Genomic DNA, 23,927 nt, shown 5'->3' with positions numbered 1-23,927 from the left:
GAGGGGGAGCGAGGCATGGAAGTGGGCTCAGGCGGCGTTGCACAGCCGCTTCAACACCTGGGACAGGTCCTCGGAGGACACGGGTTTGACGAGGTGCGCGTCGAAGCCGGCGGCGAGTGCTCGCTTGCGATCCTCCGGGTGGCCGTAGCCGGTGAGGGCGACGAGCCGGGTGTCGGCGCCACCGGCGGAAGCGCGCACCAGCTCCGCCACCTGATAGCCGTCCAGCTCGGGGAGGCCGATGTCCACCAGCGCCACCTGGGGACGCTGGGAGAGGACCAGCTCCACCGCGGCGCGCCCGTCGCTGGCCTCCGCCACGTGGTGGCCGTGCAGCTCGAGCAGATCGCGCAGCGTCTCGCGGATGTCCGGGTTGTCCTCCACGAGGAGGATGTTCAGCGGCCTCAGGGACGGGCCGAGCGAGGCGGCGGACTTCAACATGTTGGGAATCGCCAGGGGCGCGGTGGCCTCGGCGGGCAGCGGCAGGCGCACGACGAACTCGCTGCCCTGGGAGAGGCCCTGGCTGTGGGCGCTCACGCGTCCGCCATGCATCTCCACGAGGCTGCGCACCAGGGTGAGGCCGAGTCCCAGTCCTCCCTGGGCCCGGTCGCTGCCCGGATCCACCTGCACGAAGAGCTCGAAGACGCGCTGGAGCATCTCCGGACGGAGGCCGACGCCGTTGTCACGCACGGAGAGGACGAGCTCTCCGTTGTCGCGCCGGGCCGTCAGCTCGATGCGTCCGCCAGAGGGCGTGTACTTGGCCGCGTTGTGCAGCAGGTTGGCCACCACCTGGGTCATCCGGGTGGGATCCACGTTCAGGATCAGCGGCTCCTCGGGCAGGCTCACGCTCAGTGAGTGGTGGCGCTGCTGGATGAAGGGATCGCACGCCTGGATGGCGCCATCCACGATCTCCTTGAAGGTGACCAGGCGGGGCCGGATCTCCACCTTGCCCCGGGTGATGCGGCTGACGTCCAGCAGGTCATCCACCAGCCGCGTCATGTGACTCACCTGGCGGTCCGCGCTGGCGAAGGCCCGCTGGAGGATCTCATCCTGCGGGGCACGCAACTGGAAGACCTCGAGCGCGTGCCGGACGGGCGCCAGGGGATTGCGCAGCTCGTGGGCCAGCATGGCGAGGAACTCGTCCTTGCGGCGGTCCGCCTCGCGCAGCGCGAGGATGAGCTGCTCGCGCTCGCGCGCCACCGCGGACAGCTCCGCCTGGGCCTGTTCCTTCTCCTGCACCAGCTTCGCGAGCTCCTGGGCGCGTTGCTCGCGCGCCTCGGACACCTTGCGCTCGCGCTCGACTTCCTGCTGCAACAGGGAGCGCTCGTAGTGGGCCCGCGCCTCGGCGAGCTGCTGGGCATGGGCACGGCTTTCCGCCTGCCTGAGCAGCGCCTCCTGCCGACGCACCTCCTCCTTCTTGCGGTGCAGCTCCAGGAACACGCCCACCTTGGTGCGGAGGATCTCCGGAACGATGGGCTTGAAGAGATAGTCCACCGCACCCAGCTCGTAGCCGCGCGAGACATTCACCTCACTGCGGTTGAACGCGGTGATGTAGATGATGGGGATGTGCCGCGTCCGCTCGCGCATGCGGATGAGTGACGCGGTGTCGTACCCGTCCATTCCGGGCATCTGCACGTCCAGCAGGATGAGGGCGAACTCCCGCTCGAGCAGCAGGCGCAGCGCTTCGTCGCCCGACGCGGCGGTGACGACGTTGGCGCCGAGATCAGCCATCAGCACCTCCAGCGCACGAAGATTCGCGGGCGTGTCATCCACGGCCAGCACATCGACTCGGGAGAGCGTGGAAGACGGCGAGGGGGCGACGGAGGGCGGGCTAACCGGCAGGTCGGACACGGGCGCTTTTTTACCGTTTATCGGGACGCAGACCCAGGCCAGTCGTTCTCCTTTCTGTCGTCTGAATGACGACCAGACGTCCAGACGAGCCTGACCGGATGGCAAGTCGAGCGCCCACGTCACGGAGGGTGAAGGCCGGTCCGTGGTCCCGGATACACCGGACTCTCAGGACTCGCCGGGTTCTTCCTCCTCGGGAGGCTCGAGGAGCGTCTGGAGCGCCACCCGGAACAGCCGGAAGCGGGGTGGGGGAAGGGCGCGCACGAGCATGGCGAGCCGGCGGAGGGCGGGCTGCGTTTCGAGCTCCTCCTCGGCCTTCTCCTGCTCGTCCGGGCTGGAGGGCGGAGGAGGAAGGGCGAGGAGCATGTCGGCGGAAACGCCCAGGACGACGCACAACTCGCGGAGCTTGGGGACGCTCGGCAGCATGTCCCCCCGCTCGATACGCCCGTAGACAGTGGGGACGAACCCCACGGCGTGGGCCACCTGCTCCTGGGTGAGATCCAATCGGGTCCGGGCCATCCTCAGGCGGGTGCCGAGACCGGGCTGTGGCGTTTCGTCCATGGGGTGCGTGGCGGGACCCTACCTGATGGGAGGAGTCACTGGAAGAAAACCTGACTCATGCTCCCATCGCGGGGGCTCAGTGCCACGAGGCCCCGGAGCCGAAGAACTCCTCCAGTTCGCGCGGTGAGGGGGCATGGGGCACGTCGGGGAAGAGCACGCTCCGGGACACGCGGCCGAGCAGGTGGCGCTCCCCGTCCACGACCCACAGTCCGTCCAGGGACGAGTCTTCCATCCTCCGCATCGCCTCCTCCACGGAGGTGTCAGGATCGAGCCCCTCGACGTCCTCGCTCATCACGGAGGACACCCGGGAGACATCCACGTCGTGTCCCATGGCGACGCCGCGCACCACGAGATCCCGGTTCGTCACCAGCCCCACCAGCTTGCCGTTCTCGCAGACCGGGAGGCTGTCGGCGTCGAGCCGGCGCATCATCTCCGCGGCCCGCCGCAGGGTGGCGCGGGGCTCGAGCACTTCTTCTTCGCGCGTCATCACGTCCTTGAGGGTCTTCATGATCGACGGCTCCTTCGCAGGGGTTGTCCGGGGGCGGTCAGCAGGCTCGGGCCCAGAGTGCCCGCATGTCCGCGGGCAGTGCGTCGCTCACCTGTTGGGCTTCACCCTCGGTGATACAGGCGCGGAGGGTGGCGAGCACCGCCCGGGTCACACTCTCCGCCCGGGCCCGGTCCGCGCCGATGTCCGCTTCCACGCGTTGGAGCAACGCCTCCAGGCCCGAGGGTCCGGGGACGTCGTCTCCTTGGAGAGGACAGCCTTGGAGTGCTTCCTGGAGCTTCAGGGGCAGCCACGCCCGTGGATCATCTGCGGTGACGTGACGCAGGGGCCGTTCCAGCGCGCACAACACCGACACCAGTGCCCGCCGGGCCTGCTCCCTGGGCAGACCGCTCCGCTCGCCGAGCTTCTCCAGGAAGAGCGAGTAGCTGCGGGTGCACCGGGCCCGGTGTCGCCGCTCACGCAACAGCCGTAGCTCGTCCTCCATCCGCTCGGGCTCGTCCGCCATGGTGCGTCCTCCCAGCTGTACGGTGGTGATCACCCGGGGCGGATGCACCTGCCTGGCACCTCTCTGGACAGCAGGCAGGGGAGCGGAACGAGGGGCACAGGCTGGCGGGCGGTGCGGATCCCCGGAATAGGAGGAGGGGCGGACTCAGCCCTGCCGCCAGGCGGCGACGGCGAACAGCACCCAGCCCACGAGGAAGCCCACGCCTCCCAGGGGAGTGATGGCGCCCAGGACTCGGACGCCGGAGAGCGCCAGGGCGTACAGGCTGCCGGAGAAGAGCACGATGCCCACCACCAGGGCCCATCCCGCGCCGTTGAGCAGGGGGCTGGGCCGCAGGTGCGCGAGCAGCCCGACCGCGATGAGCCCCAGCGAGTGATACATGTGGTAACGCGCGCCTGTTTCGAAGATGGTCTGCATGTCCGGAGGGAGCCTCGTGCGCAGGGCATGTGCACCGAAAGCTCCAGCCGCCACAGACAGGAACGCGCTTGCCGCGCCGAGAATGAGCCACAGACGCATCGTCGAGCGCCTTTCTTTCCTCAGAAGTCCGACCGAGGCACCCTACCGCGCCCAGTCCAGCGCGTCTCTACTTTCTCCCGATGCCAGCTCCCTCCTCCAAGAAGCCCTCCTCTCGTAAGTCCACTCTTCCCGCGGTCCAGCCTTTCGAGCTGCGGCCCTCGTCCATCCAGGGCCGGGGCGCCTTCGCCACGCGCCCCATCAAGAAGGGCGATCGCATCATCGAGTACCTCGGCGAGCGCATCACCCAGGACGAGGCGGACGAGCGCTACGACGACAGTGCCATGGCGCGCCACCACACCTTCCTCTTCAGCGTGGACGACGACACGGTCATCGACGCGGCGCGTGAGGGCAACGACGCCCGGTTCATCAACCACTCGTGCGCGCCCAACTGCCAGGCCTTCCTGGAGGACGAGCGCATCTACATCTACGCCCTGCGGGACATCGCCGTGGGCGAGGAGCTCAGCTACGACTACGGCTACGAGCGCACCGAGGACATGGGCCCCGAGGAGGAGGCGCTCTACGTCTGCCGCTGTGGCGCTCCCAATTGTCGGGGCACCATCCTCGCTCCCCTGAAGAAGGAGGAGCCCAAGAAGAAGGCGTCCGCGAAGAAGTCCGCGAAGAAAGCCTCGAAGAAGACTTCTTCCTCGAAGAAGAAGTCGTCGAAGAAGGCGCCCTCGAAGGCGGGGGGCAAGCGCGCGTCCGAGGCCCGGTCCGCACGGGGGGGCAAGGGCCGCACGCGCGCGGCCCGCGGGTGAGCGCGAGAGCGGTGGACACCGGGAGTCGAACCGGGCACCGTCCCGTCGCCGCGCGCCCCGGCCTGGTCCGGGGCGTGACGGGTTGACCCGTACGGAGGACCCCCTTTGACCCTCTCCCTCTTCGCGGCGCTCGCCCTGACCGCCGCGCCCACCGCCTCTCAGCCCTATACCGCCCAGGATCAGGTGATGATGCGCCGGATCCAGGATCCGAGCGTGTCTCCGGATGGCAAGCGCATCGCCTTCGTGCTGCGCACCACGGACCTGGAGGCCAACCGCGGCCGCACCGATCTCTGGCTCGTCAACACGGATGGGACTTCCCCGCGCCAGCTCACCTTCACCCCGGAGAGCGAGGGGCAGCCCACCTGGAGCCCCGATGGTCAGAGCCTCTTCTTCCTCTCCTCGCGGGGCGGCTCGAGCCAGGTGTTCCTCATGCCCCTGGACGGGGGGGAGTCACGCGCCGTCACGAAGCTGCCCCTGGACGTGAGCGCCTTCCGCCTGTCTCGCGATGGGCGGATGCTCGCCGTGGCCCTGGAGGTCTACCCCGACTGCCCCACGCTGGAGTGCACCCCCCAGCGTCAGAAGGAGCAGGCGCAGAAGAAGACCACGGGCCGCGTCTATGATCAGCTCTTCTTCCGGCACTGGGACTCCTGGGCGGATGGCCGGCGCTCGCACCTCTTCGTGCTCCCGGTGGATGGCTCCGCCGCCCCGCGCGACGTGATGGCGGGCATGGACGCGGACGGTCCCAGCAAGCCCTTCGGCGGCCCGGAGGAGTTCACCTTCACTCCGGATGGCAAGGGGCTCGTCTTCACCGCGCGTGACGTGGGCCGCACGGAGGCGTGGAGCACGGACCTGGATCTCTTCCTCGCGTCCGTGGAGCGTCCCGGCAAGCCGCGCAAGCTCACCGAGAAGAACCGCGCCACGGACACCCAGCCCGTGTTCAGCCCGGATGGCAAGACGCTCGCCTACCTCGCCATGTCGCGTCCGGGCTTCGAGTCGGACCGGCTGCGCGTGGTGCTGCGCGCGTGGCCGGAGGGCCCGGAGCGCGTCCTCGCCGAGTCGTGGGATCACTCGGTGGGCGCACTCACCTGGAGCGCGGACGGCAAGTCGTTGCTCGCCACCGCGGCGGACATGGGGCAGCAGCCCCTCTTCTCCCTGGAGGTGGCGAGCGGTCAGGTGCGCACGCTCATGGGTCAGGGAAGCATTTCTGATCCCCGCGCCCTGCCGGATGGCCGCGTCGTCTTCCTGCGCGATGATCTCAAGTCGCCCGCGGACCTGTACGTGATGGGCGCGGATGGGAGCGAGCCGCGCCAGCTCACGCGCGTCAACGCGGACGCCCTGGCGCGCATCCGCTTCGGCGACTTCGAGCAGTTCTCCTTCCCGGGTTGGAATGGCGAGAAGGTGCACGCCTTCGTGGTGAAGCCCGTCGACTTCGATCCGAAGAAGAAGTACCCGGTGGCCTTCCTCATCCACGGCGGTCCCCAGGGCAGCTTCGGCAACCACTTCCACTACCGGTGGAACCCGCAGACGTACGCGGGCCGGGGCTACGTGGCGGTGATGGTCGACTTCCACGGCTCCACGGGCTACGGCCAGGCCTTCACCGACTCCATCAGCGGCGACTGGGGCGGCAAGCCCCTGGAGGATCTGCGCAAGGGGCTGGAGGCCGCGCTCGCTCGCTACTCCTTCATGGACGCGGGCCGGGTGTGCGCGCTGGGCGCGAGCTATGGCGGTTACATGATCAACTGGCTCGCGAGCCAGGAGCCCGAGCGCTTCCGCTGCCTGGTGAACCACGACGGCAACCTCGACGAGAAGATGGCGTACTTCAACACCGAGGAGCTGTGGTTCCCCGAGTGGGAGCACGGGGGCACGCCGTGGGAGAAGCCCGAGGGCTTCACCAGGCACAACCCGGTCGATCACGTGGCGAAGTGGAAGACGCCCATGCTGGTCATCCACGGCGGGCAGGACTTCCGCGTGGTGGACACGCAGGGCCTGTCCACCTTCACCGTGCTGCAGCGACGGGGCATCCCCTCCAAGCTGCTCTACTTCCCGGACGAGAACCACTGGGTGGTCAAGCCCGCCAACAGCCTGCAGTGGCATGACGAGGTGCTGAGCTGGTTGGACCAGTGGACGAAGAACCCGGCGCCCAAGGCGAAGACGGCGAAGTAGCTTTCTCGGGGCTCTGTCGCCGCCGCGACAGAGTTCCGCCGCGGGTTCCTCCACTCTGCCGTCTGGCCCGAGGCGTGGAGGCATACCCGAGATGACGCACTACATTCGCTACACCGATTCCGTGGAGGTCCGTCAGGCGGACGAGGACGCGCTGATCCAGAAGATCGTCGCGTCGATGGGCCGGGTGAACCGCGCTCACTTCGAGCGCCACCGCCATGCCCACCGCGACGCGCACGCCAAGAGCCATGGGGTGCTCGTTGGCACGTTGACCGTGCTCGATGGCCTGCCGGAGCACCTGCGCCAGGGCGTCTTCGCCCAGCCACGCAGCTACCCCATCGTGGTGCGCTTCTCCTCGGCGCCGGGAGACCTGCAGAGCGATCGCATCGCGACCCAACGGGGCATGGCCATCAAGCTGCTGGGCGTGGAGGGGACCAAGGTCCTGCCGGAGCACCGGGACGAGAAGACCCAGGACTTCCTGCTGGTCAATCATCCCGTCATCCCGTTCGGGGATGTGGCCTCCTACTGGCGGGTCCAGCAGTTCGCCGAGAGCCGTGGCTCCGCTTCCGAGTTCTCCAAGCAGCTCACCTCCACGCTCGCGCGGGGTGCCCACAAGGTGCTGGGGCTGGCCGGCGTCCACAACGAGACGGTGAAGGCCCTGGCGGTGCGCAACACCCATCCGCTGGGGGAGACGTTCCACAGCATGGCCGCGCTGCGCTTCGGGGACTACCTCGCGAAGTTCAGCGCCGCCCCCTTGTCCCCGGAACTCCAGCGGCTCACGGGCAGGGAACTCGACATCGATGATCCGTCCTCGGGCGTGCGCGACCTCGTCACCGCCTTCTTCGACTCGCACTCGGCGGAGTACGAATTGAGGGCCCAGCTCTGCACGGACCTGGAGCGCATGCCGGTGGAGGACGCCTCGGTCGAGTGGCCCGAGAGCCTGTCGCCCCACCAGCCCATCGCGAGGATCTCCCTGCCCCGTCAGGACGCCTACAGCCCCGCGCGCCGCGTCTACGCCGATGATGTGCTGTCCTTCAACCCCTGGCACTGCCTCGAGGCGCATCGCCCGCTGGGCTCCATCATGCGCGTGCGGCGCATGGCCTATGAGGCGTCCTCCCGCTTCCGGCACGAGATGAACGTGCGCCCGCGCGTGGAGCCCCGGGACATCTCGGACATTCCGGCCTGATTCGGGGCGGAGTAGGGTGACGGGCCATGGCTCCGTCCCCTGATTTCGATGCCTACCGCTCCGAGTTCCCCATCGTGCGTGAGCAGCTCGCCTTCAACCACGCGGGCGTCTCGCCCACGAGCCAGCGGGCCGCCACCGCCATGCGGGAGTGGTCGGAGGATCTGCTGCTGCACGGCGTGCGCTACGAGCGGGGTTGGGAGGCGCGCACCGAGGCCACCCGGGCGCTCGCCGCCCGCATCATCGGCGCCGAGCCCGAGGAGATCGCCTTCGTGCGCAACACGGGGCATGGGCTCGGCCTCGTCGCCGAGGGACTCGACTGGCGCCCCGGGGACGAGGTCGCCGTCGCCACGTCCATCGAGTACCCCTCCAACGTCTATCCCTGGCTGCACCTGCGCGACCGCGGCGTGAGCGTGCGGGAGATCGAGGCGCACGAGGGGGGGGTGACCCCCGAGGCCGTGGCCGCCGCGATTACCCCCCGTACCCGGCTCGTCGCCGTGAGCTCCGTGCAGTTCGCCTCGGGCCACCGCACGGACCTGGAGGCGATTGGCGCGCTGTGCGAGCGCGCGGGCGTCCTCTTCTGCGTGGATGGCATCCAGAGCGTGGGCTGCATCCCCGTGGACGTGAAGAAGTGCCGCATCCACTTCCTCAGCGCCGACAGCCACAAGTGGATGATTGGCATGGCGGGCATCGGCTTCTTCTACGTGGACCGGAACGTGTTGCCGCGGGTGCGGCCCGTGCTCGTCGGCTGGCGCTCCACCACCGACCTCTGGAACTTCAACCGGTCCCACTTCGAGCTGCGCCCGGACGCCAGCAGGTTCGAGGAGGGCAGCCTCAACTACGCGGGCATCTACGCGCTCCACGCCGCCCTGGGCCTGCTGCTGGAGGTGGGGATGGACGCCGTTGCGGCGCGCATCCGCGAGCTGCTCGTCCACGCGGACGCGGAGCTGCGTGCCCTGGGGTGCTCCACCGGCCCCACCCCCGAGCACCGCGCGGGAATCCTCACCTTCCTGCCTCCTCGGGGGGATGTGAAGGCGCTCGCCGCGCACCTCACCGAGCACCTCGTGAGCTTCTCCCTGCGCCGGGGCCGCATCCGCCTCTCGCCCCACTTCTACATCCAGCCCTCCGAGGTGGACCGGGTCGTGGCGCTCGTGCGCGACTTCTCCGGACGGTGAGCGCTCAGGCGGGGGCGGGGAGACCGGGGCGCTCTTGACGGTCAGGGGGCAGAGGCCGGTGCGAACACCTCTGCTTGTACTTGCACGGAGAAACAGGGGGCACCGTCGAGCATGTTCGCATTGAGCGTCAGCTCGGACATGTAGAAGTAGCCGGCATTGCCTTGTCTGTCACCCCACGAATTGCGCAGGATGAAATAGCGGATGCCGTGGATCCACATGTAGCCCACCGCGAGCATTGCGTGACCGTTGCGTGCGTCGAGGTTGTACTCGGGGATGATGCCGTTCTCGCCGACATGCTCCCAAATGCCGGAGGACATGTAGACAGACACGACGATGTCTCGTCCTTGTGCGAGCGCGGTGGCGAGCTGATCGGTCGTCGGGTGCCGTAGGTTCGCTGGCGGTGTGATGGCCTCAATCGACTCCACTCGGAACCTGCTGAGCTTGTCGAGCCTCGCGAGTGTCGCACTGCTGTTCGCATCGAGTTCAACGGGTCCTTTTTCCCAAGCGGTAGCGAGCTTTGGATCGTAGCCAAAGCCGTTTTGTTTCGCGATGTAATCGGCGACGAGTCCACCTTTGCTCGCCGCGGTGAGTGCCATGTGCGTATAGGGCTGGTGATAGCGTGCCCACAAATGCATCTCGCTCAGCGGGTATTTGTGCCCTTTCGCACGGAGTGCCGATTCGATCGCCGCGACGGTGGCGAACGCGGTGCACGTTGCCGCATCTCCCTGCTTCTTGATCGGGCCGAGCCCCGGCCTGTGGTCGACACCATTGGGGAACACCCTCAGCGACGATACTTCCCGCCAGTGGACCGCCGGTGCACCCGCGGCGCTCCTGGCCTCCACCATGTCGACGAGGTCTTCCGAGCACGAGGTGGCGACCCAATCATCGTTGACCCGCATGTAGCCACACACCAAATCGCCATCGGCGGGTTCGGCTGGCGAGCCGGGCGCGGGCGAACCGTCTGCCTGACAGGCTTCGGGCCACACGCTGATACCAGGGGGAACATCGCCACACTCCCACGCGCACGCGGTGTAGGTTTTCTTGTCGGTGCCACAGTAATTGTCGTCGCTCATCATCCGCTCGGCAGCGCACTGCTTGCGGCAGAGTGACTGATCGAACGCGAACTCCGGTGGCTTGATGGCGTTGCCACTCTGGACGTGGCCATCATCCCTGCTCGGATGTAGAGACACACATCCAGTGCACAAGAAGCCCAGCACCGCGCTCAACACCTTCAGCCGCATCATTCGCATGGCTCGCTCCGGCAGCAGACGGCGTATCCTTCGTCCGTCTGGTGCTCGCCTTCCTACTTGGAGCGCGGCTCCAGAGGTGTGATCACGCTCACGGCGAATACGTGAGCTTGATCACTGCCAGGACGGTGGATCCTGGGCAGTTGTGATAGGAACCGGAGCAGGTCCTCGACGAAGTCGGGGGGCGGTACCTCCAGCGAGGCCCTGAACATGATGGCGACCACGAACCTCTCGTTTCCGTTTCAGAAAGGGGCTGACCGATGACGGAGCTGGCGTCGCTCGCTCGCCTCGATGGCATGGCGCAGGCGGAGCTGTGTGCTCGGGGTGAGGTCTCGGCGGCCGAGTTGTTCGACGCGTGCCTGGCGCGCATCGACGCGTTGAACCCCTTGTTGCGTCCGGTCGTCACGGTCGCTCGCGAGCGCCCCCGTCCGGTGGGGTCGGGGCCGTTCTCCGGAGTGCCCTTCCTGGTGAAGGACTCCACGCCCTGGCCAGGTCTGCGGTGGTCGATGGGCTCGCGGCTGTTCGCGGCCAACGTCACCCAGCAGCAGACGCCCTACGGTCGACGGCTCGAGGAGTCGGGACTCGTGTGCGTCGGCAAGAGCGCGATGTCGGAGTTCGGATTGCTCGCCAGCACCGAGACGCTGCTCGAGGGCGTGACGCACAATCCGTGGGACCTCGCCTGCTCGGCCACGGGCTCGTCCGGCGGCAGCGCGGTCGCCGTCGCCGCGGGGCTCGTTCCGCTCGCGCACGCCAACGACGGGGGCGGTTCGCTTCGCATCCCCGCGTCGGCATGTGGTCTCTTCGGCTTCAAGCCGAGCCGTGGCCGCACGGTGCCCGCGAGCTTCGCCAGCTCGGACTTCGGCGACATGACGAGCGATCACTGCATCAGCCGCTCGGTGCGTGACAGCGCGCTGTTCCTCTCGCTCACCGAGGATCGCTCGAGTGATGCGCCCGTCGGCTTCGTGCGCGATCCGATTGCGCGCAAGCTGCGCATCGCGGCCTGGACGCGTACGGCGATGGGCGAGGAGCCGGAGCCCAAGGTGCGCCGCGCCTACGATGAGGCGGTGGCGCTGCTCACCGAGCTCGGCCATGGAGTCGAGCCAATCTCTCCGCCCCTCTTCGACGGTCCCGAGCTGGGCGATGCGTTCTTCCTCGTTTCGGGCGCGGCCGTCGCGGACGTCATCGAGAGGATCGATCAGGCGCGCGACGAGCCCGTGCAACAGGACGAACTCGAGCCGTTCACCTGGGCGCTGGTCGAGACCTTCCTCGCGCGCGGTCCCGACGCGCTGCCACGGGCGCGTGCCGCCTTCGCGCGCGCGGTGCGCGCCTATGGCGAGGCGACCCGAGGGTACGACGTGGTGCTCACTCCGACGATCGCCACCGAGCCGTGGCGCATCGGGCACCTCTCTCCGATTTTCGGGCGAGAGGAGCTGCTCCGCCGCACGGGGCGTACCCTGGGATACACGCCCATCCAGAACATCGCGGGTTGTCCCGGGATGTCCGTGCCCCTTCACTTTCCGGAGGACGGGCAGCCTATCGGCACACACTTCGCCGCGGCGCCCGGTGCCGATGCGTTGCTGCTCGGGCTCGCGTACCAGCTCGAGCAGGCACGCCCGTGGAAGGATCGTTGGGCGCCCTATTCGATTCCCGTGCTCTTCTGACTGAAGCGGGACGCATCCAGGTGGAACAGTCCTCCGGGCAGGCGCGTGAAGGCAATTCCCCTCGCGCGCCTGGTCCGTCTCCAATTCTGGCGCGGGTCGATGCCTGGTGCCGGAGCGACTCGCGCGGGTGTCACTATTCCGGGCAGGGGATGCAACGGCCGTTCTTGTCGCGACAGGTGAAGTCCACGGGGCAGGGAGCCATCTCAGAGCGCGAGAACGCCAGCGCTGCCGTCCCGCCACCCAGCACCCCAGCGAGCAACACGGCAACCATCACCACGTTCTTCTTCGTCATGGAACACCTCCATTGAGCCAACCCTCAGCGGTTGGGGCCTCCAGCACACCGCGTGTGGGGGCTCCGTGTCAATGCGTGCTGGCTCAAGCCGCGGCGGGCCGCCCTCTTCACCACCTCGGTTCCGCTCGAGAGGATGGCAAGGATTGCTCACGTGACATGTCGCGTCGCCGCCCAGAACAGCAGGGCAGTCATGCTGATCGCGGCCCCCAGTGCGCAGACGCCGGACCAGCCTGCCCACGCATAGATCAGGGTCGAGGTGATGGAGCCGCTGGCGCTGCCGATGGAGTAGAAGACCATGTAGCCACCGATGAGCCGGCTGCGGGCATCCGGGCGCACGGCGAGGATCATGCTCTGGTTGGTGACGTGGACCGCCTGGATGGCCAGATCGAGAATGACCACTCCGGCCGCCAGCGCCCACAGTGACGAGTGGGTGAAGGCGATGGGCAACCACGCCACCAGCATCAGCGCGAGGGCCGCCCCCGTCGTCCATTGGCCCCAGCCGCGATCCGCGAGGCGGCCTGCCCGACCGGCGCCAATGGCTCCAGCCACGCCGGCGAGGCCGAACAAGCCGACTCCGGTGTGGGAGAGCGAAATCGGCGGCGCGCTGAGTGGCAGCACCATGGAGGTCCACAACACGCTGAAGGTGGCGAAGATCAGCAGGGCGAGCACGGCGCGAACGCGCAGGAGCGGCTCCTCGCGAAACAGCACGAAAACGGAGCGCACGAGTTCAGGGTAGGGCGGGGCGGCGCTTGTCCTCTCATGGCGCGGGAGGACCCTGTACAGCAAGGCGGCCATGACCAGGCTCAAACCCGCGGACGTGAGATAGACCGAACGCCATCCGCCGAGGTCCGCGAGCAGCCCGGAGACGAAACGGGCCAGCAGGATGCCGATGACGACCCCGCTCGTAACCGTCCCGACCACGCGCCCGCGTTCGTCGGAAGAGGCCAGGGCCGCGGCGAAGGCGACGAGCACCTGCACGACCACGGCGAGCAGGCCGACGATGATCATTCCCACCAACAGCACGGTCGCCGTGGGGGCGCTGCCCACGCCAACCAATGCCAGCGCGGACAACAGTCCCTGGCCGACGATCAGCCGGCGGCGATCGACCAGATCGCCCAGCGGCACGATGAACAACAATCCCAGTGCGTAGCCCATCTGGGTGACGGTCACGACGATCCCGATGGAGGCGGGGCGGATGGAGAAATCGCGCGCCATCGCATCGAGGAGCGGCTGGGCGTAATAGATATTCGCGACGCTGAGCCCCGCCGCGAGCGCGAAGAGCAGTTGGACGCCCGGAGTCAGCCCGGTTGTTGCTGGACTCCTCGCCTCGATGCACCGGGCGCTTGCCTCGTCCTCCGTCCGGGCATGGCTCTCTCCACGCGGCCCTGCCTCTTGTCCGAGTCCCATCCCGGCTCCATTCGTGTCAAGTGGTCCTGTCATAGGACCAGTTGCGCGAGGAGCTGTCCAGTCCTATCTTGGAACCAGATGTGCTGACCGTTGGAGTGTCACCCCGATGAAGCGGACTCGTCTGAGTGGAGCGGAGTGCCCGGTGGCGCGGTCGCTGGATGCGATCGGCGATTGGTGGTCGCTGCTGATCATCCGCGATGCGTTTGACGGCATGAGACGCTTTGGCGAGTTCCAGAAGAGTCTCGGCGTGGCCAAGGGCATCTTGACGACGCGCCTGCGCAACCTGGTCGCCTTGGAGATCCTTCGGCTCGCACCGGCTTCGGACGGCAGCGCTTATCAAGAGTATCTGCTGACGGAGAAGGGACGCGCCCTCTTCCACGTCGTGGTGAGCTTGCGCCAATGGGGCGAGCAGTATCTCTATGCCCCGGGTGAGGCGCGCTCCCTGTTGGTCGACAACGAGTCGGGCAGGCCCGTCGAGAGGCTGGAGCTCCGGTCCTCGGATGGACGAGTCCTCGGCTGGACGGATACGACGGTGAGGAAGAGCCCGTCCTCCTCTCCAAAACGACGCGGCCCGGCGGCAACGAAGCGGTCGCGCCGCGAGGCCTCCGAGAACTGATTCGAGATGAAGGCCTTGGCGCGGTGGAAGCAGAAGGCTCGGGCACTCAAGACGGAGGTGGCGGCGTTGCTCCTCGCGGTCCGGCACCCCGAGGTGCCGTGGTACGCGAAGCTCCTGGCGGCGGCGGTGGTCGCGTATGCCCTGAGTCCCGTGGACCTCATCCCGGACTTCATCCCCGTCCTGGGCTACCTCGACGATCTGATTCTTCTCCCCCTGGGCATCCTGCTCGTCCGCCGGCTCATCCCTCCCGCGGTGCTCGCGGAGTGCCGGGAGCGGGCCCTTCGAGAGGCTCGCCCGCGCAAGACGAACTGGATGGCTGGAGCCCTCATCCTTGCTCTCTGGGCGGCGCTCGGGTTCTTGCTCGTGCGGTGGTGGTGGCGCCGGGCTCCCTGACAGGCCCTTGCCAAGGCGACAGACCTTGGCTTCGATTGTGCGTGGCACGAGGAAGCACCGCGGCATCCCATGGGCGCGGTGCGCTCGGGGAGCGATGGGTTCAAATGAACCCTCGCGCGGCCAGGTGCATGCCGAGCAGGGTGTCCACGCCTCGGATCAGGTGGGCCATGTCGAAGGAGCGCACCCGGTCCATCATCACCCCCAACCGCTGGCGCTGCTCACGCCACTCGGCCAGCAGCCGCTCCTCCATTCCGGAGGACTCGATGCGGGAGGTGAGTTCCTCCGGGGGCAGGGACTGGAGTTGCTCGGCCGTCACCACGCCCGCATCCAGGGCCTGGACGAACACCCGGCTGGCGAAGTCCCGGGCCGCCACCTCGCGCCGCCAGGTGGCCGTCATGTTGGCGATCTGCCCCATGCTCTGCGCGTACCACACGGCCTCGCGGAGGGTTCCCAGCTCCACGGGCTCCACCGGCGCCGCCATCAAATCCAGCGTGGCGAACACCATCATGTTCATGTTGTGCGGGGAGTACGCCCGGTTCTCCGCCAGGTTGTGCAGGGCCGGCCAGTTCCGCGTGAGCACGGAATGGCGCATGCTGTTGAAGACCTGCTGGTAGTCGAAGACGTAGAGCGCACGGTAGGTCTGGTGGTGCGGCAGCTCGCGCACGCGCTCCTCGATGGCGTGCCACAGGTCGGCGATGAGCGCGAAGTAGCGCCGCTCCTCGGGCGGCACTTCCGGCGCGGGCGCGGCCCTTCCCTGGGGATGGAAGGGGATGGACAGGGCCTTCTCCAGGAGCGCCTCCGAGCCCCGCTGGTCCGCCAGGTCGTCCAGCAGCACGTTGAGGATGATGGCCAGCAGCTTGGTGGTGAGCAGGTGCTCCTTCCACTCCGCGGGAACCAATGGCAGGCACGTCTCCTCCACTCCGCGCCAGCACCAGCGCCAGAGGAAGGCGCCACGGTGGCCCACCTCCTCGTAAGCGGCGATGGAGCGCTCCACCAGCGGAGGGAGTTGGATGGAACGCAACGCGTCGAGCGTCTCCCGCCAGGCCGCCGCGTGGTTCTCGTGGCCGGTCGTGGGCAGTTCGGGATACCGGTTCCAATGAGACGCTGTCTGCATGACTCTCTCCATTCGTGGTGGAGCAAAGCCTGCCAATCCCTGTTCACGAGCGATGTGATCCGCCGCACTCCGAACTCGTGTGCGCTGTCACACCCCACACCGCTGGTGGATGGCGTCCCTCAAGCCTGGTGTGGGTGCCGCGCGAGCGTGCGAGGAAGGCCCTCTTCCTCTCCTTGGGTACTCCCTCCGCTCGCGGCCTTCATGCTCTCGCGCGGACCCCAGGGGCCGGCTGTTCTCCCTGGGCTCCTCGTCTGGGCCCGGAGCTCTTCCCATGACGCCAGTCCTTGGAGTGCTAACATTCCGTTATTGGGAGGAGAGGGGTGACCGCGACGAGGGGGATGTGGAGCAAGCGGACCGCCAGGGTGTTGGCCGTCATCATCCTGGGCTTCTACGGTCTGGACGTGCTGATGCTGGGCGGTTCCAGTGCCTGGACGCTGGGATTCCGTCTGCTCTGGGCGCTGTCGCTGCTGGGCTACTCGGCCTTCAGCTCCGAGCTCCCCGAGCCCTGGGCGCGGTGGATCGAGGACCTGCACGTCGGAGTCATCGCGTGCAGTGTGGTGGGGCTCGTTGGGATGACGGGGGGCACCCAGAGCCCCTACTTCGTCCTGGTGCCAGTGCTGCCGTTGGCCAACTGCTTGATGTACCGGCGCAGCGCGCGGGCGGGCCTGCTGGGCGGAGCGGTGGGCTCCGTGGGGACCTTCGTGCTCGGGTGGATGCCGGAGCACCACCTGCTCGAGGCGCTCTTTCGCATGAGCATCGTGCTGGCCATTACCCTGTTCTTCACCTACCTCGCCCAACAGGTGCGGCTGACGCAGGGCTCGGAGCAGGAAGTGCGGCTCGAGCGTGCCCGGCGCGAGTCCCTGGAGCTGCTGGCCGTCAGTGAGCACCGCCGGGCCCAGACGGAGAAGCTGGCGGCGCTCGGGCGGCTGGCGTCGGACGTGGCCCATGAGATCAACAACCCCCTGGCCTATGTGGGGTCCAACGTCGACTTCGTGCGCGAGGCGCTGCGGCATCCGGGCGAGACGTCGCCAGAGGAGTTGGCCGAGGTGCTCGAGGAGACACGGGAAGGGGTGCGGCACATCCGCCAGGTCGTCGCGGACCTGAGGGGCTTCGCGCGCATGGATGTGCGGGAGCCCACGGAGTGTTCCCTGTCGGATGTGGTGGGAGATGCCGTGAAGCTGGCGTCGCTCCGGCTCAAGCACGTGGTGCGGCTGCGGGTGGATGTGCCGGAGTCGCTGCCGACGGTCTTCGTGGTGCGGCAACGGCTGGTGCAGGTGGTGCTCAACCTGCTGGTCAACGCGGGCGATGCCCTGGAGGAGCACGGAGCGCGTGACGGCGAGGTCTGGGTGCGAGGGCTCGGCGAGGAGGGGCGCGCGGTGCTCCTCATCGAGGACAATGGACCGGGCTTCGCCCCCCACGTGTTGCCCCGGCTCTTCGAGCCCTTCTTCACGACGAAGGGGCCCGAGAAGGGCACGGGGCTGGGCCTCACTCTGTCGAGAGATCTGGTGGCTCAGTTTGGAGGCCAGCTCACCGCGAGCAACCGCCCGGAGGGCGGCGCCCGTCTGTGCATCGAGCTTCCCGTCCAGGGAGACAGGGATTGAATAGGAGGGCCCAGCGCCGGGCTACTTCGCGATCTTCCAGACCTTGTAGAACTGGCTCCAGTAGGTGCCCGAGTCGTCTATGCTTGGTTCGGGTCAGTAGACGATGCAGTCGAACTTCTCGATGACGGCCCGGAGCTCTTCGGGTGTCGTTTCGAGCAACTTAGCGGAAGCGGGAGCGTAGTAGGTCAGGGCTCTGGTGCTTGGTGGGTTCTTGATGAGTGTGTCCGGGATGATGTCGCCATGGGCACCCGGCCACTGGACCCTATTGAGTTCGTGGGCTCGCCCGATGGGGTCCAGGATGGTGAAGCAGGGCCACCTGGGAAAGCGAATGGTGGCAGGGTCCGAACCCATGATACGGCAGCCATCCAGACGGGCCTCGGTGAAGTCGCAGTCCTCGATGGCCCCGTGCTCCCAACCTGTGCCGTAGCCGGGCCAGTGTCCGAAGTCACACCCCGTCAAGCGCCCCGTGAAGCGGCACCCCTTGAGGGATGCTTTCACCCATTGTTGGTGGTTCTTCAGCTCCTGTTTCACCTCGAAGGTGCAGTCAATGAACCGCGCTCCAATGATGATCAAGTTCCTGGCGGAGACCTTCAGTATGACGGTGCAGTTTCTAAGCGACAGGTTGGGACCAAGGAAATAGAGCGAATTCTTGTCCGTCAACTCCAGTTGCGCGTTTGCAATCTCTTTGTCCTCAATGAGGACGTTCTCCAGCCACCCCATGATTGCTCCTTGTTAGAAGGTGAGCATCCGGAAGAACTCGCCCGCCATGCGCCTGCCGTGACGCGCCAGATTCGACTCCGTACCGGAGAGAATCTCGTACTGGTGGCCCGTCTTCAGGTCAACCACGTCCACTCCCTGGTGTTTGAACCGAAGGTTCCCTCTCATCTGGGCCTTGATCTCTTCGTGCACGAAACGCCCCCGGGCCTCGCGCTCCAGCAGTCGCGCCAGCCAATACTCGCCATTTTTCTTCGCCTTTTCGATGGCGGCGACCTCGCTGAGCGAGAGCTTGTCGGGCCCCCACTCTCTCGCGGCCTTGGTGACGGCCTCCTGAAGCATGTCCCCCACCTTGTCCTCGGCTCTGTAAAGGTGTCAGACAATTCGTAGGGGACAACTCGTAGGGGATTCGGCGCCTAAACGAGTTCTTTGACACCTTCCGTGACACTTCCAATTCCCGCGAGGGAGAGCGGGCGCAAAAGAAAACCCCGGCACGCCTGAGGGCGTCCGGGGCTCTCACCGCGACTCTGTCCGTGGAGGCGCTACTGCGCCGGGAAGAGGTTCTCGATGGAGAGGTAGCGCTCGCCCGTGTCGTAGCAGAAGCACAGCACCCGGCTGCCATCCGGAATCTCCGGCAGCTTCTGGTTCACCGCCGCCAGCGCCGCTCCCGAGGAGATGCCCACGAAGATTCCCTCCTCACGCGCCGAGCGCCTGGTGAACTCGAACGCCGCCTCCTCCGCCACCTGGATGGTGCCGGTGAGCGCCTCCTTGTGGAGGTTCTTCGGGATGAAGCCCGCGCCGATGCCCTGGATGGGGTGGGGCCCGGGCTGGCCGCCGCTGATGACGGGCGACTTGGTCGGCTCCACCGCGAACACCTGCAGCTTCGGCCAGTGCTTCTTGAGCTCCTCGGCGCACGCGGTGATGTGCCCGCCCGTGCCCACGCCCGTCACCAGGTAGTCCAGCCCCTCGGGAAAGTCCTTGAGGATCTCCTGCGCCGTGGTGCGCTTGTGCACCTCGATGTTCGACTCGTTCTCGAACTGCTGCGGCATCCACGCCTTGGGGTTGGCCGCCACGAGCTCCTGCGCCTTGGCGATGGCGCCCTTCATGCCCTGCGCCCGCGGCGTCAGCTCGAAGGTGGCCCCGTACGCCGCCATCAACCGCCGCCGCTCGATGCTCATCGAATCGGGCATCACCAGGATGAGCTTGTAGCCCTTCACCGCCGCCACCATGGCGAGCCCGATTCCCGTGTTGCCCGACGTGGGCTCGATGATGACGCTGTCCTTCTGGAGCACGCCTCGCTTCTCGGCGTCCTCGATCATCGCCAGCGCGATGCGATCCTTGATGCTGCCGCCCGGGTTGGCCCGCTCCAGCTTCATGTACACTTGGACCCGCGAGGGAAACAGCCGGTTGATGCGCACGTGGGGCGTGTTGCCAATCGTCTCGAGGATGTTCTGGGCCTTCATGGGTTCGGCTCCTCCAGGAATGATTCCGTTAGCCTAGACGAATATCCGCCATATCAGATGTGGTATTCCAGCTCGTCGAATTCCGTCTTCCCCTGCCGGGCGCGGACCTCGCTGCGGCGGGTCACCATGGACTCAGGGGGGATGCTCTGGGTGATGAAGGCGTTGCCGGCGATGACGCTGCCGCGGCCCACCACGGTGTCGCCGCCGAGGATGGTGGCGTTGGCGTAGACGACGACGTCGTCCTCGATGGTGGGGTGGCGCTTCTTGTCCGCGAGGGCCTTCTCCACCTGGAGCGCGCCCAGGGTGACGCCCTGGTAGATGTTCACCCGATCGCCGATGACGGTGGTTTCGCCGATGACGACGCCGGTGCCGTGGTCGATGACGAAGCGCCGGCCGATGGTGGCGCCGGGGTGGATGTCGACGCCGGTGCGCTGGTGGGCCAGCTCGGTGAGGAGCCGGGGCAGCAGGGGGAAGCCGAGGCCGTGCAGGGCATGCGCCAGGCGATAGATGGCGATGGCGTAGAAGCCCGGGTAGGTGAGGATGACCTCGTCCACGCTGCGCGCCGCCGGGTCCGCCTCGAAGATGGCGTCGGCGTCCTGGCGCAGCCACTCGTAGATTTCCGGCAGCATGTCCATGAAGCGCTGGGGGATGTCGCGCGAGGGCACGGGGTAGCGGGGCGCGAGCGTGTCCATCACCCGCGTGAGCACCGCCTCGAGCACCGCGACCTCGGAGCGCACACCCACGGCGCTACAGTCGGGACGCTGGGAGAAGTGGGGGAAGAGCAGCGCCAGTACCTTGTCGATGAACTCGGGCGCGGAGGCACGCACGTCCGGAGGGAAGCAGTGGCGCTGGCGCGCCTCGATGAGCGTCTGGATGAGCCGAGCGTTGGGTTCCGCCATGGGCCGACGAGACTAACCACGTCCGCCGGGGCTCGCCATGGCTCAGCCGCGCGTGAAGCGCACGCGGATGGGCGGAGAGGTGGCCAGGTAGGGCCGTCCCTCGGCGTCCAGGGCGGCGTCGAAGCGCACCTCCCGGGCACAGGCGAGCGCCGCCTGCCCGAAGCCGTGGCCGGGATCCGACAGCAGCTCGGCCGAGGTGACCCGGCCCTCCGGGGTGACGACGACGCGCAGGACGACCGTCTGCTCGTCGATGCGCAGGGCGTCCGCCTCGCGGGGCCAGGGGCAGCTCCAGTTGCGCGCGGGCAGTTGGACGGACCGGGCCCTGCCCGGGGTGGCGGGGCCGGTGGCCTCGGCGGCCGAGCCGGCAACGGCCTTCGTGGAGCGTCCGTTGGAGGCCGTCACGCCGCCGGCGTAGCGCTCGGCGGAGCCGCTCACGATGTCGAAGCCCGTGAAGTCCAGGGGCGCCTCGGCGGCGTCCACCGCGACGACCGCGGCGGCCTGGGCGGGCTCGGGCGGCGGGCTCGGGGGCGTGTCGCGCGGGGGAGCCTTCGCGGGCGCGGGGGCTCGGGCCACCCGGGGCGCGGGAGCCGGCGGGGGCGCGGGCGGAGGCGGGGCGGGAGGCGCCGGGGGTTGCAGGTCCACCACGTGCTCCACCTTGATGGACGGCTTGGGCTCGGCGCGGGGGGCGGGGGGCGGCCGCGAGGGCCACGCCCGCCAGGCGAGCACGCCCGCGGCGCCATGGAAGACCACCGTCGCGAGGACCGCGCCCGCGAGGATGCCCGGGGGCCTCGTCCGCACGGGGCCCAGGATGATGGACGCGATGCTCTCCTCAGGGCTTCGCACGCTCGTCTCCCTCGCTCGCCGCCGGCGGCTGCACCGTGCCGAACGCCACCCGGGTGAGTCCCGAGTCCTTCAGCCGATCGAGCACGGAGATGACCAGCCGGTGGGGAACGGAGCCGTCCGCCTGGATGACGGCCCGCAGCTCGGGATCCCGGGCCAGCGCCTCCTGGGTCTTCTGCTTCAGGGCTTCTTCCGGGAGCACCTGGCCATCCACCCACAACTGGCCGTTGGCGGTGATGGAGATGGCGAGCACCGTCTGCACCTGCTCGCTCTGGGAGGCCTGGGGCAGGTCGAGCGGCAGGGCGGGGCTGTCGACGAGCTTCGTGGTGACCATGAAGATGACGAGCAGCACGAGCATGATGTCGACGAGCGGGGTGACGTTGATGCCCTCGATGATGCCGCCGCGGGGTTGGGTTCCACCGGCCATGGCTACACCACCCCTCGCGCGTGCTTGGGCTCGCGGGCGCTGGCCTGGAGCGGCACGTCCGTGGGGGTGTCCTCCTCGGCGCGCTCGCCTCCGGCGCTGCCCCGCTCGCGGGCGGACAGGTAGGCCAGCACGAGGTTGGTGAGGGCCTCGGCGTCCGCGAGCATGCGGGTGATGCGCCGCTGGAAGTAGTTGTAGGCGGCGACCGCGGGCAGGGCGACGCCGATGCCCACGGCGGTGGCCACCAGGGCCTCGGCGATGGCGGCCATGACGGCGTTGGAGGCGACCTGGGGGGTGTGGCCGCCCGCACCGCTCGGCGCGTGGCCCAGCGCCTCGAAGGCCAGCAGCACGCCGATGACGGTGCCGAACAGCCCCACGAAGGGGGCGTTGTTGCCCAGCGTGCCCAGGTAGGCCAGCCGGTTCTCCAGGACGGAGCGCTCGATGGCCAGCGCGCTCTGCATGCCCTTGTCGGCGGCCATCAGCCCGCGGGGAGCGAGCCGCAGCCCGGCGCGGGCCACCATCGCGCCCAGGGACGTGCGCCCCTCGAGCTTCTTGAGCGCTCCGGGGAAGTCCCCGCTGGCCAGCGACGACTCGAGCGTCTGGGTCAGCTCGCGCAGGCCGTCCTGCTTGCCGCGGAAGACGAGCCAGCGCTCGACGATGACACCGAAGCTGCCCAGGGACAGGGCGAACAGCAACCACAACACCCAGTTGGCCCCCCACTGCACGAAGACGTTCTTGATGATTTCAACGATAGGCATCTTCGTCGTCCTTCGCCTTCAAGGCTCGCGTGGGGGGCTCTGGGGAAACGGGGTTCTACCCTAGTCCCGAGCGGGAGGGGACTAGCGCAACTGCAGGAAGGAGAAGGCCAGGCCCAGGGTGCTCACCGTGGGCTTGCCGTTGTCCCCCAGCAGGTGCAGGGTCGTCGAGGAGCCCTCGACGAACTCGGAGTAGAGGATCTGATTGTCCGCCTCGTAGAAGAAGGTGCTGCCCGTGGTGGCCGGGAAGGCGTCCTGCTTCGTCGCGGTCCAGGTGGTGGTGTCCACCTTCCACCACTGCCAGCCGGCGCCGCTCGCGAGGACGCGGGCGCTGCTGAACGACGACTGGGGGGGAATGCTCTCATCCAGCACGCGCACGTACGTCGTGCCCTGGGGGCCCGGGAGCAGGGCGCCCGTGACGGCGCCGCCCGCCAGCGAGTTCAGATCCTTGTAGAAGGAGGGGTCGAACTGGAGCGTGTCCGGGTTGAACTTGAGCAGGCAGGGCGCCGGGTTGTTGTCGGGGCCCAGGCGATGCGCCGCCGAGCCATACACCTCCGTCGCGAGGTACACCTGTCCGTCGGCACCGAGCACGGAGCTGTGCACGTAGCCGCACCGCTCGTCCTTCACGATGGTGGCCGTGTCGGTCCGCGTATCGATGGAGACGACGCCCGCCATCTTGGTGACGGTGGGGCCCACGCGCCAGCCCACCGGCATGATGACCTGGTTGGCACGCTGCACGGGCGAGGGCGAGAAGATGATGCTCGAGCCCGCGATGCTCAGGCCTTCGAGCTTGATGGCCTTGGTGACGGACATGTCGGTGGGGTTCCAGACGATGGCCTGCGAGGACGTGCCGTCGAAGTAATAGGCCTTGGTCGGCGAGACGAACTGGAAGTTGCCCTGGTACTCGCCGATCGTCTTCACGCCGTAGGCATCGAAGCTGACGGTGCCGTTCTCCTGCAGCGTGCCGTTGTCCGACAGCGTGTAGCGCGTGAGCTTGGAGCCCTCGTCCACGCCCACGAAGATCGAACCCGACTTGCCAATGCCCACGCCCAGCGCGCGGCCGGGAACCTGGATGGCGTTGTCTAGCGAGAGCGCCGCGGCCTGGTCCACCTTGTTCGTCACGACGATGTAGCTGGTGGGCTCATCGGCCGTGAGGACCTGGGTGACGAGGGCATACCGCGGCCCGTTGGGGTCGGTGGGGGCCGGGGGGGTGGGCTCCGGATCGCAGCCCGCGAGAAGGGACAGGGAGAGCGCCGTGGCGGCGAGGCGTGAGGAACGGAAGAGAGGGGTTCGGTTCATGGG

Annotated in this window: 25 protein-coding genes; 8 read left to right on the top strand and 17 right to left on the bottom strand. The window is 68.0% G+C overall.

Annotated elements, in window-relative coordinates; translation table 11 throughout:
- Positions 1-27 precede the first annotated feature (27 nt).
- From F0U63_RS36625 to F0U63_RS36605, 5 genes are all read right to left on the bottom strand, one after another.
- Positions 28-1,767, bottom strand: coding sequence for a response regulator (locus F0U63_RS36625; protein ID WP_395837427.1), 1,740 nt, complete (start codon positions 1,765-1,767; stop codon positions 28-30).
- A gap of 243 nt (positions 1,768-2,010) precedes the next feature.
- Entirely contained in the window at positions 2,011-2,403 is a 393-nt protein-coding gene (locus tag F0U63_RS36620; protein ID WP_395837425.1) for a helix-turn-helix transcriptional regulator, read from the bottom strand.
- Between the two features lie 76 nt (positions 2,404-2,479).
- Positions 2,480-2,911: a CBS domain-containing protein gene (locus F0U63_RS36615; protein ID WP_395837423.1), complete on the bottom strand. Its 432-nt coding sequence runs from the start codon at positions 2,909-2,911 to the stop codon at positions 2,480-2,482.
- A gap of 37 nt (positions 2,912-2,948) precedes the next feature.
- The gene (locus F0U63_RS36610) at positions 2,949-3,413 is read right to left on the bottom strand and encodes a DUF2267 domain-containing protein (RefSeq protein WP_395837421.1); all 465 of its coding nucleotides are present in this window, start codon (positions 3,411-3,413) and stop codon (positions 2,949-2,951) included.
- 144 nt (positions 3,414-3,557) lie between these two features.
- Positions 3,558-3,926 (bottom strand): DUF423 domain-containing protein, encoded by a 369-nt coding sequence (locus F0U63_RS36605; RefSeq protein WP_395837419.1) that lies wholly within the window; start codon positions 3,924-3,926, stop codon positions 3,558-3,560.
- 80 nt (positions 3,927-4,006) lie between these two features.
- Here F0U63_RS36605 and F0U63_RS36600 point away from each other — a divergent pair, with 80 nt between their 5' ends.
- The 4 genes from F0U63_RS36600 (at position 4,007) to F0U63_RS36585 (ending at position 9,199) form a co-directional block, all read left to right on the top strand.
- Positions 4,007-4,681, top strand: coding sequence for an SET domain-containing protein (locus F0U63_RS36600; protein ID WP_395837417.1), 675 nt, complete (start codon positions 4,007-4,009; stop codon positions 4,679-4,681).
- Between the two features lie 105 nt (positions 4,682-4,786).
- Entirely contained in the window at positions 4,787-6,844 is a 2,058-nt protein-coding gene (locus tag F0U63_RS36595; RefSeq protein ID WP_395837415.1) for a prolyl oligopeptidase family serine peptidase, read from the top strand.
- 91 nt (positions 6,845-6,935) lie between these two features.
- A complete protein-coding gene (locus F0U63_RS36590; protein ID WP_395837413.1) occupies positions 6,936-8,027 on the top strand; it encodes a catalase family protein in 1,092 nt (363 codons plus the stop codon).
- A 26-nt stretch (positions 8,028-8,053) separates the two neighbouring features.
- On the top strand, positions 8,054-9,199 hold the full coding sequence (locus tag F0U63_RS36585) for an aminotransferase class V-fold PLP-dependent enzyme (protein WP_395837411.1): 1,146 nt from the start codon (positions 8,054-8,056) through the stop codon (positions 9,197-9,199).
- Between the two features lie 41 nt (positions 9,200-9,240).
- Here the strand turns inward: F0U63_RS36585 and F0U63_RS36580 are convergent, their stop codons facing one another.
- Complete coding sequence (locus F0U63_RS36580; RefSeq protein ID WP_395837409.1) at positions 9,241-10,443, bottom strand: C1 family peptidase; 1,203 nt, start codon at positions 10,441-10,443, stop codon at positions 9,241-9,243.
- 263 nt (positions 10,444-10,706) lie between these two features.
- Between F0U63_RS36580 and F0U63_RS36575 the strand changes: the two genes are divergently transcribed.
- Positions 10,707-12,107: an amidase gene (locus F0U63_RS36575; protein WP_395837407.1), complete on the top strand. Its 1,401-nt coding sequence runs from the start codon at positions 10,707-10,709 to the stop codon at positions 12,105-12,107.
- Between the two features lie 133 nt (positions 12,108-12,240).
- Here the strand turns inward: F0U63_RS36575 and F0U63_RS36570 are convergent, their stop codons facing one another.
- Both F0U63_RS36570 and F0U63_RS36565 read right to left on the bottom strand, forming a co-directional pair.
- Positions 12,241-12,399, bottom strand: a complete 159-nt coding sequence (locus tag F0U63_RS36570; RefSeq protein ID WP_395837405.1) for a hypothetical protein — start codon at positions 12,397-12,399, stop codon at positions 12,241-12,243.
- A 147-nt stretch (positions 12,400-12,546) separates the two neighbouring features.
- The gene (locus F0U63_RS36565) at positions 12,547-13,806 is read right to left on the bottom strand and encodes an MFS transporter (protein ID WP_395837403.1); all 1,260 of its coding nucleotides are present in this window, start codon (positions 13,804-13,806) and stop codon (positions 12,547-12,549) included.
- A 142-nt stretch (positions 13,807-13,948) separates the two neighbouring features.
- Here F0U63_RS36565 and F0U63_RS36560 point away from each other — a divergent pair, with 142 nt between their 5' ends.
- Complete coding sequence (locus tag F0U63_RS36560) at positions 13,949-14,422, top strand: winged helix-turn-helix transcriptional regulator (protein WP_395837401.1); 474 nt, start codon at positions 13,949-13,951, stop codon at positions 14,420-14,422.
- Between the two features lie 6 nt (positions 14,423-14,428).
- Entirely contained in the window at positions 14,429-14,815 is a 387-nt protein-coding gene (locus F0U63_RS36555; RefSeq protein ID WP_395837399.1) for a YkvA family protein, read from the top strand.
- A 100-nt stretch (positions 14,816-14,915) separates the two neighbouring features.
- Here F0U63_RS36555 and F0U63_RS36550 read toward each other — a convergent pair whose 3' ends face one another.
- On the bottom strand, positions 14,916-15,929 hold the full coding sequence (locus tag F0U63_RS36550) for a hypothetical protein (protein ID WP_395837397.1): 1,014 nt from the start codon (positions 15,927-15,929) through the stop codon (positions 14,916-14,918).
- Between the two features lie 320 nt (positions 15,930-16,249).
- Between F0U63_RS36550 and F0U63_RS36545 the strand changes: the two genes are divergently transcribed.
- Positions 16,250-17,530: a sensor histidine kinase gene (locus F0U63_RS36545; RefSeq protein WP_395837395.1), complete on the top strand. Its 1,281-nt coding sequence runs from the start codon at positions 16,250-16,252 to the stop codon at positions 17,528-17,530.
- A gap of 93 nt (positions 17,531-17,623) precedes the next feature.
- On the opposite strand, the gene F0U63_RS36540 is transcribed toward F0U63_RS36545, so the two are convergent.
- From F0U63_RS36540 to F0U63_RS36505, 8 genes are all read right to left on the bottom strand, one after another.
- Positions 17,624-18,250: a hypothetical protein gene (locus F0U63_RS36540; protein WP_395837393.1), complete on the bottom strand. Its 627-nt coding sequence runs from the start codon at positions 18,248-18,250 to the stop codon at positions 17,624-17,626.
- Between the two features lie 12 nt (positions 18,251-18,262).
- The gene (locus tag F0U63_RS36535) at positions 18,263-18,586 is read right to left on the bottom strand and encodes a hypothetical protein (protein WP_395837391.1); all 324 of its coding nucleotides are present in this window, start codon (positions 18,584-18,586) and stop codon (positions 18,263-18,265) included.
- A gap of 200 nt (positions 18,587-18,786) precedes the next feature.
- Positions 18,787-19,707 carry a cysteine synthase A gene (gene cysK, locus F0U63_RS36530; RefSeq protein WP_395837389.1) on the bottom strand — a complete coding sequence of 307 codons (921 nt, stop codon included), beginning with the start codon at positions 19,705-19,707 and terminating at the stop codon, positions 18,787-18,789.
- A 53-nt stretch (positions 19,708-19,760) separates the two neighbouring features.
- Positions 19,761-20,606: a serine O-acetyltransferase EpsC gene (gene epsC / locus F0U63_RS36525; protein ID WP_395837387.1), complete on the bottom strand. Its 846-nt coding sequence runs from the start codon at positions 20,604-20,606 to the stop codon at positions 19,761-19,763.
- A 42-nt stretch (positions 20,607-20,648) separates the two neighbouring features.
- Entirely contained in the window at positions 20,649-21,449 is an 801-nt protein-coding gene (locus F0U63_RS36520) for an energy transducer TonB (RefSeq protein WP_395837385.1), read from the bottom strand.
- Positions 21,436-21,873 (bottom strand): ExbD/TolR family protein, encoded by a 438-nt coding sequence (locus tag F0U63_RS36515; protein WP_395837383.1) that lies wholly within the window; start codon positions 21,871-21,873, stop codon positions 21,436-21,438. Before F0U63_RS36515 ends, F0U63_RS36520 begins: the two co-directional genes overlap by 14 nt.
- 2 nt (positions 21,874-21,875) lie before the next feature.
- Positions 21,876-22,628 (bottom strand): MotA/TolQ/ExbB proton channel family protein, encoded by a 753-nt coding sequence (locus tag F0U63_RS36510; RefSeq protein WP_395837381.1) that lies wholly within the window; start codon positions 22,626-22,628, stop codon positions 21,876-21,878.
- A gap of 81 nt (positions 22,629-22,709) precedes the next feature.
- Entirely contained in the window at positions 22,710-23,924 is a 1,215-nt protein-coding gene (locus F0U63_RS36505; protein WP_395837379.1) for an MxcI protein, read from the bottom strand.
- Positions 23,925-23,927 lie beyond the last annotated feature (3 nt).

This window comes from Cystobacter fuscus (genome assembly GCF_044360685.1).
In the GTDB taxonomy this organism is placed as follows: Bacteria; Myxococcota; Myxococcia; order Myxococcales; family Myxococcaceae; genus Cystobacter; species Cystobacter fuscus_C.
The sequence above is the reverse complement of the archived record's forward strand: the minus strand, read 5'-3'. Positions and strand labels throughout refer to the sequence as shown.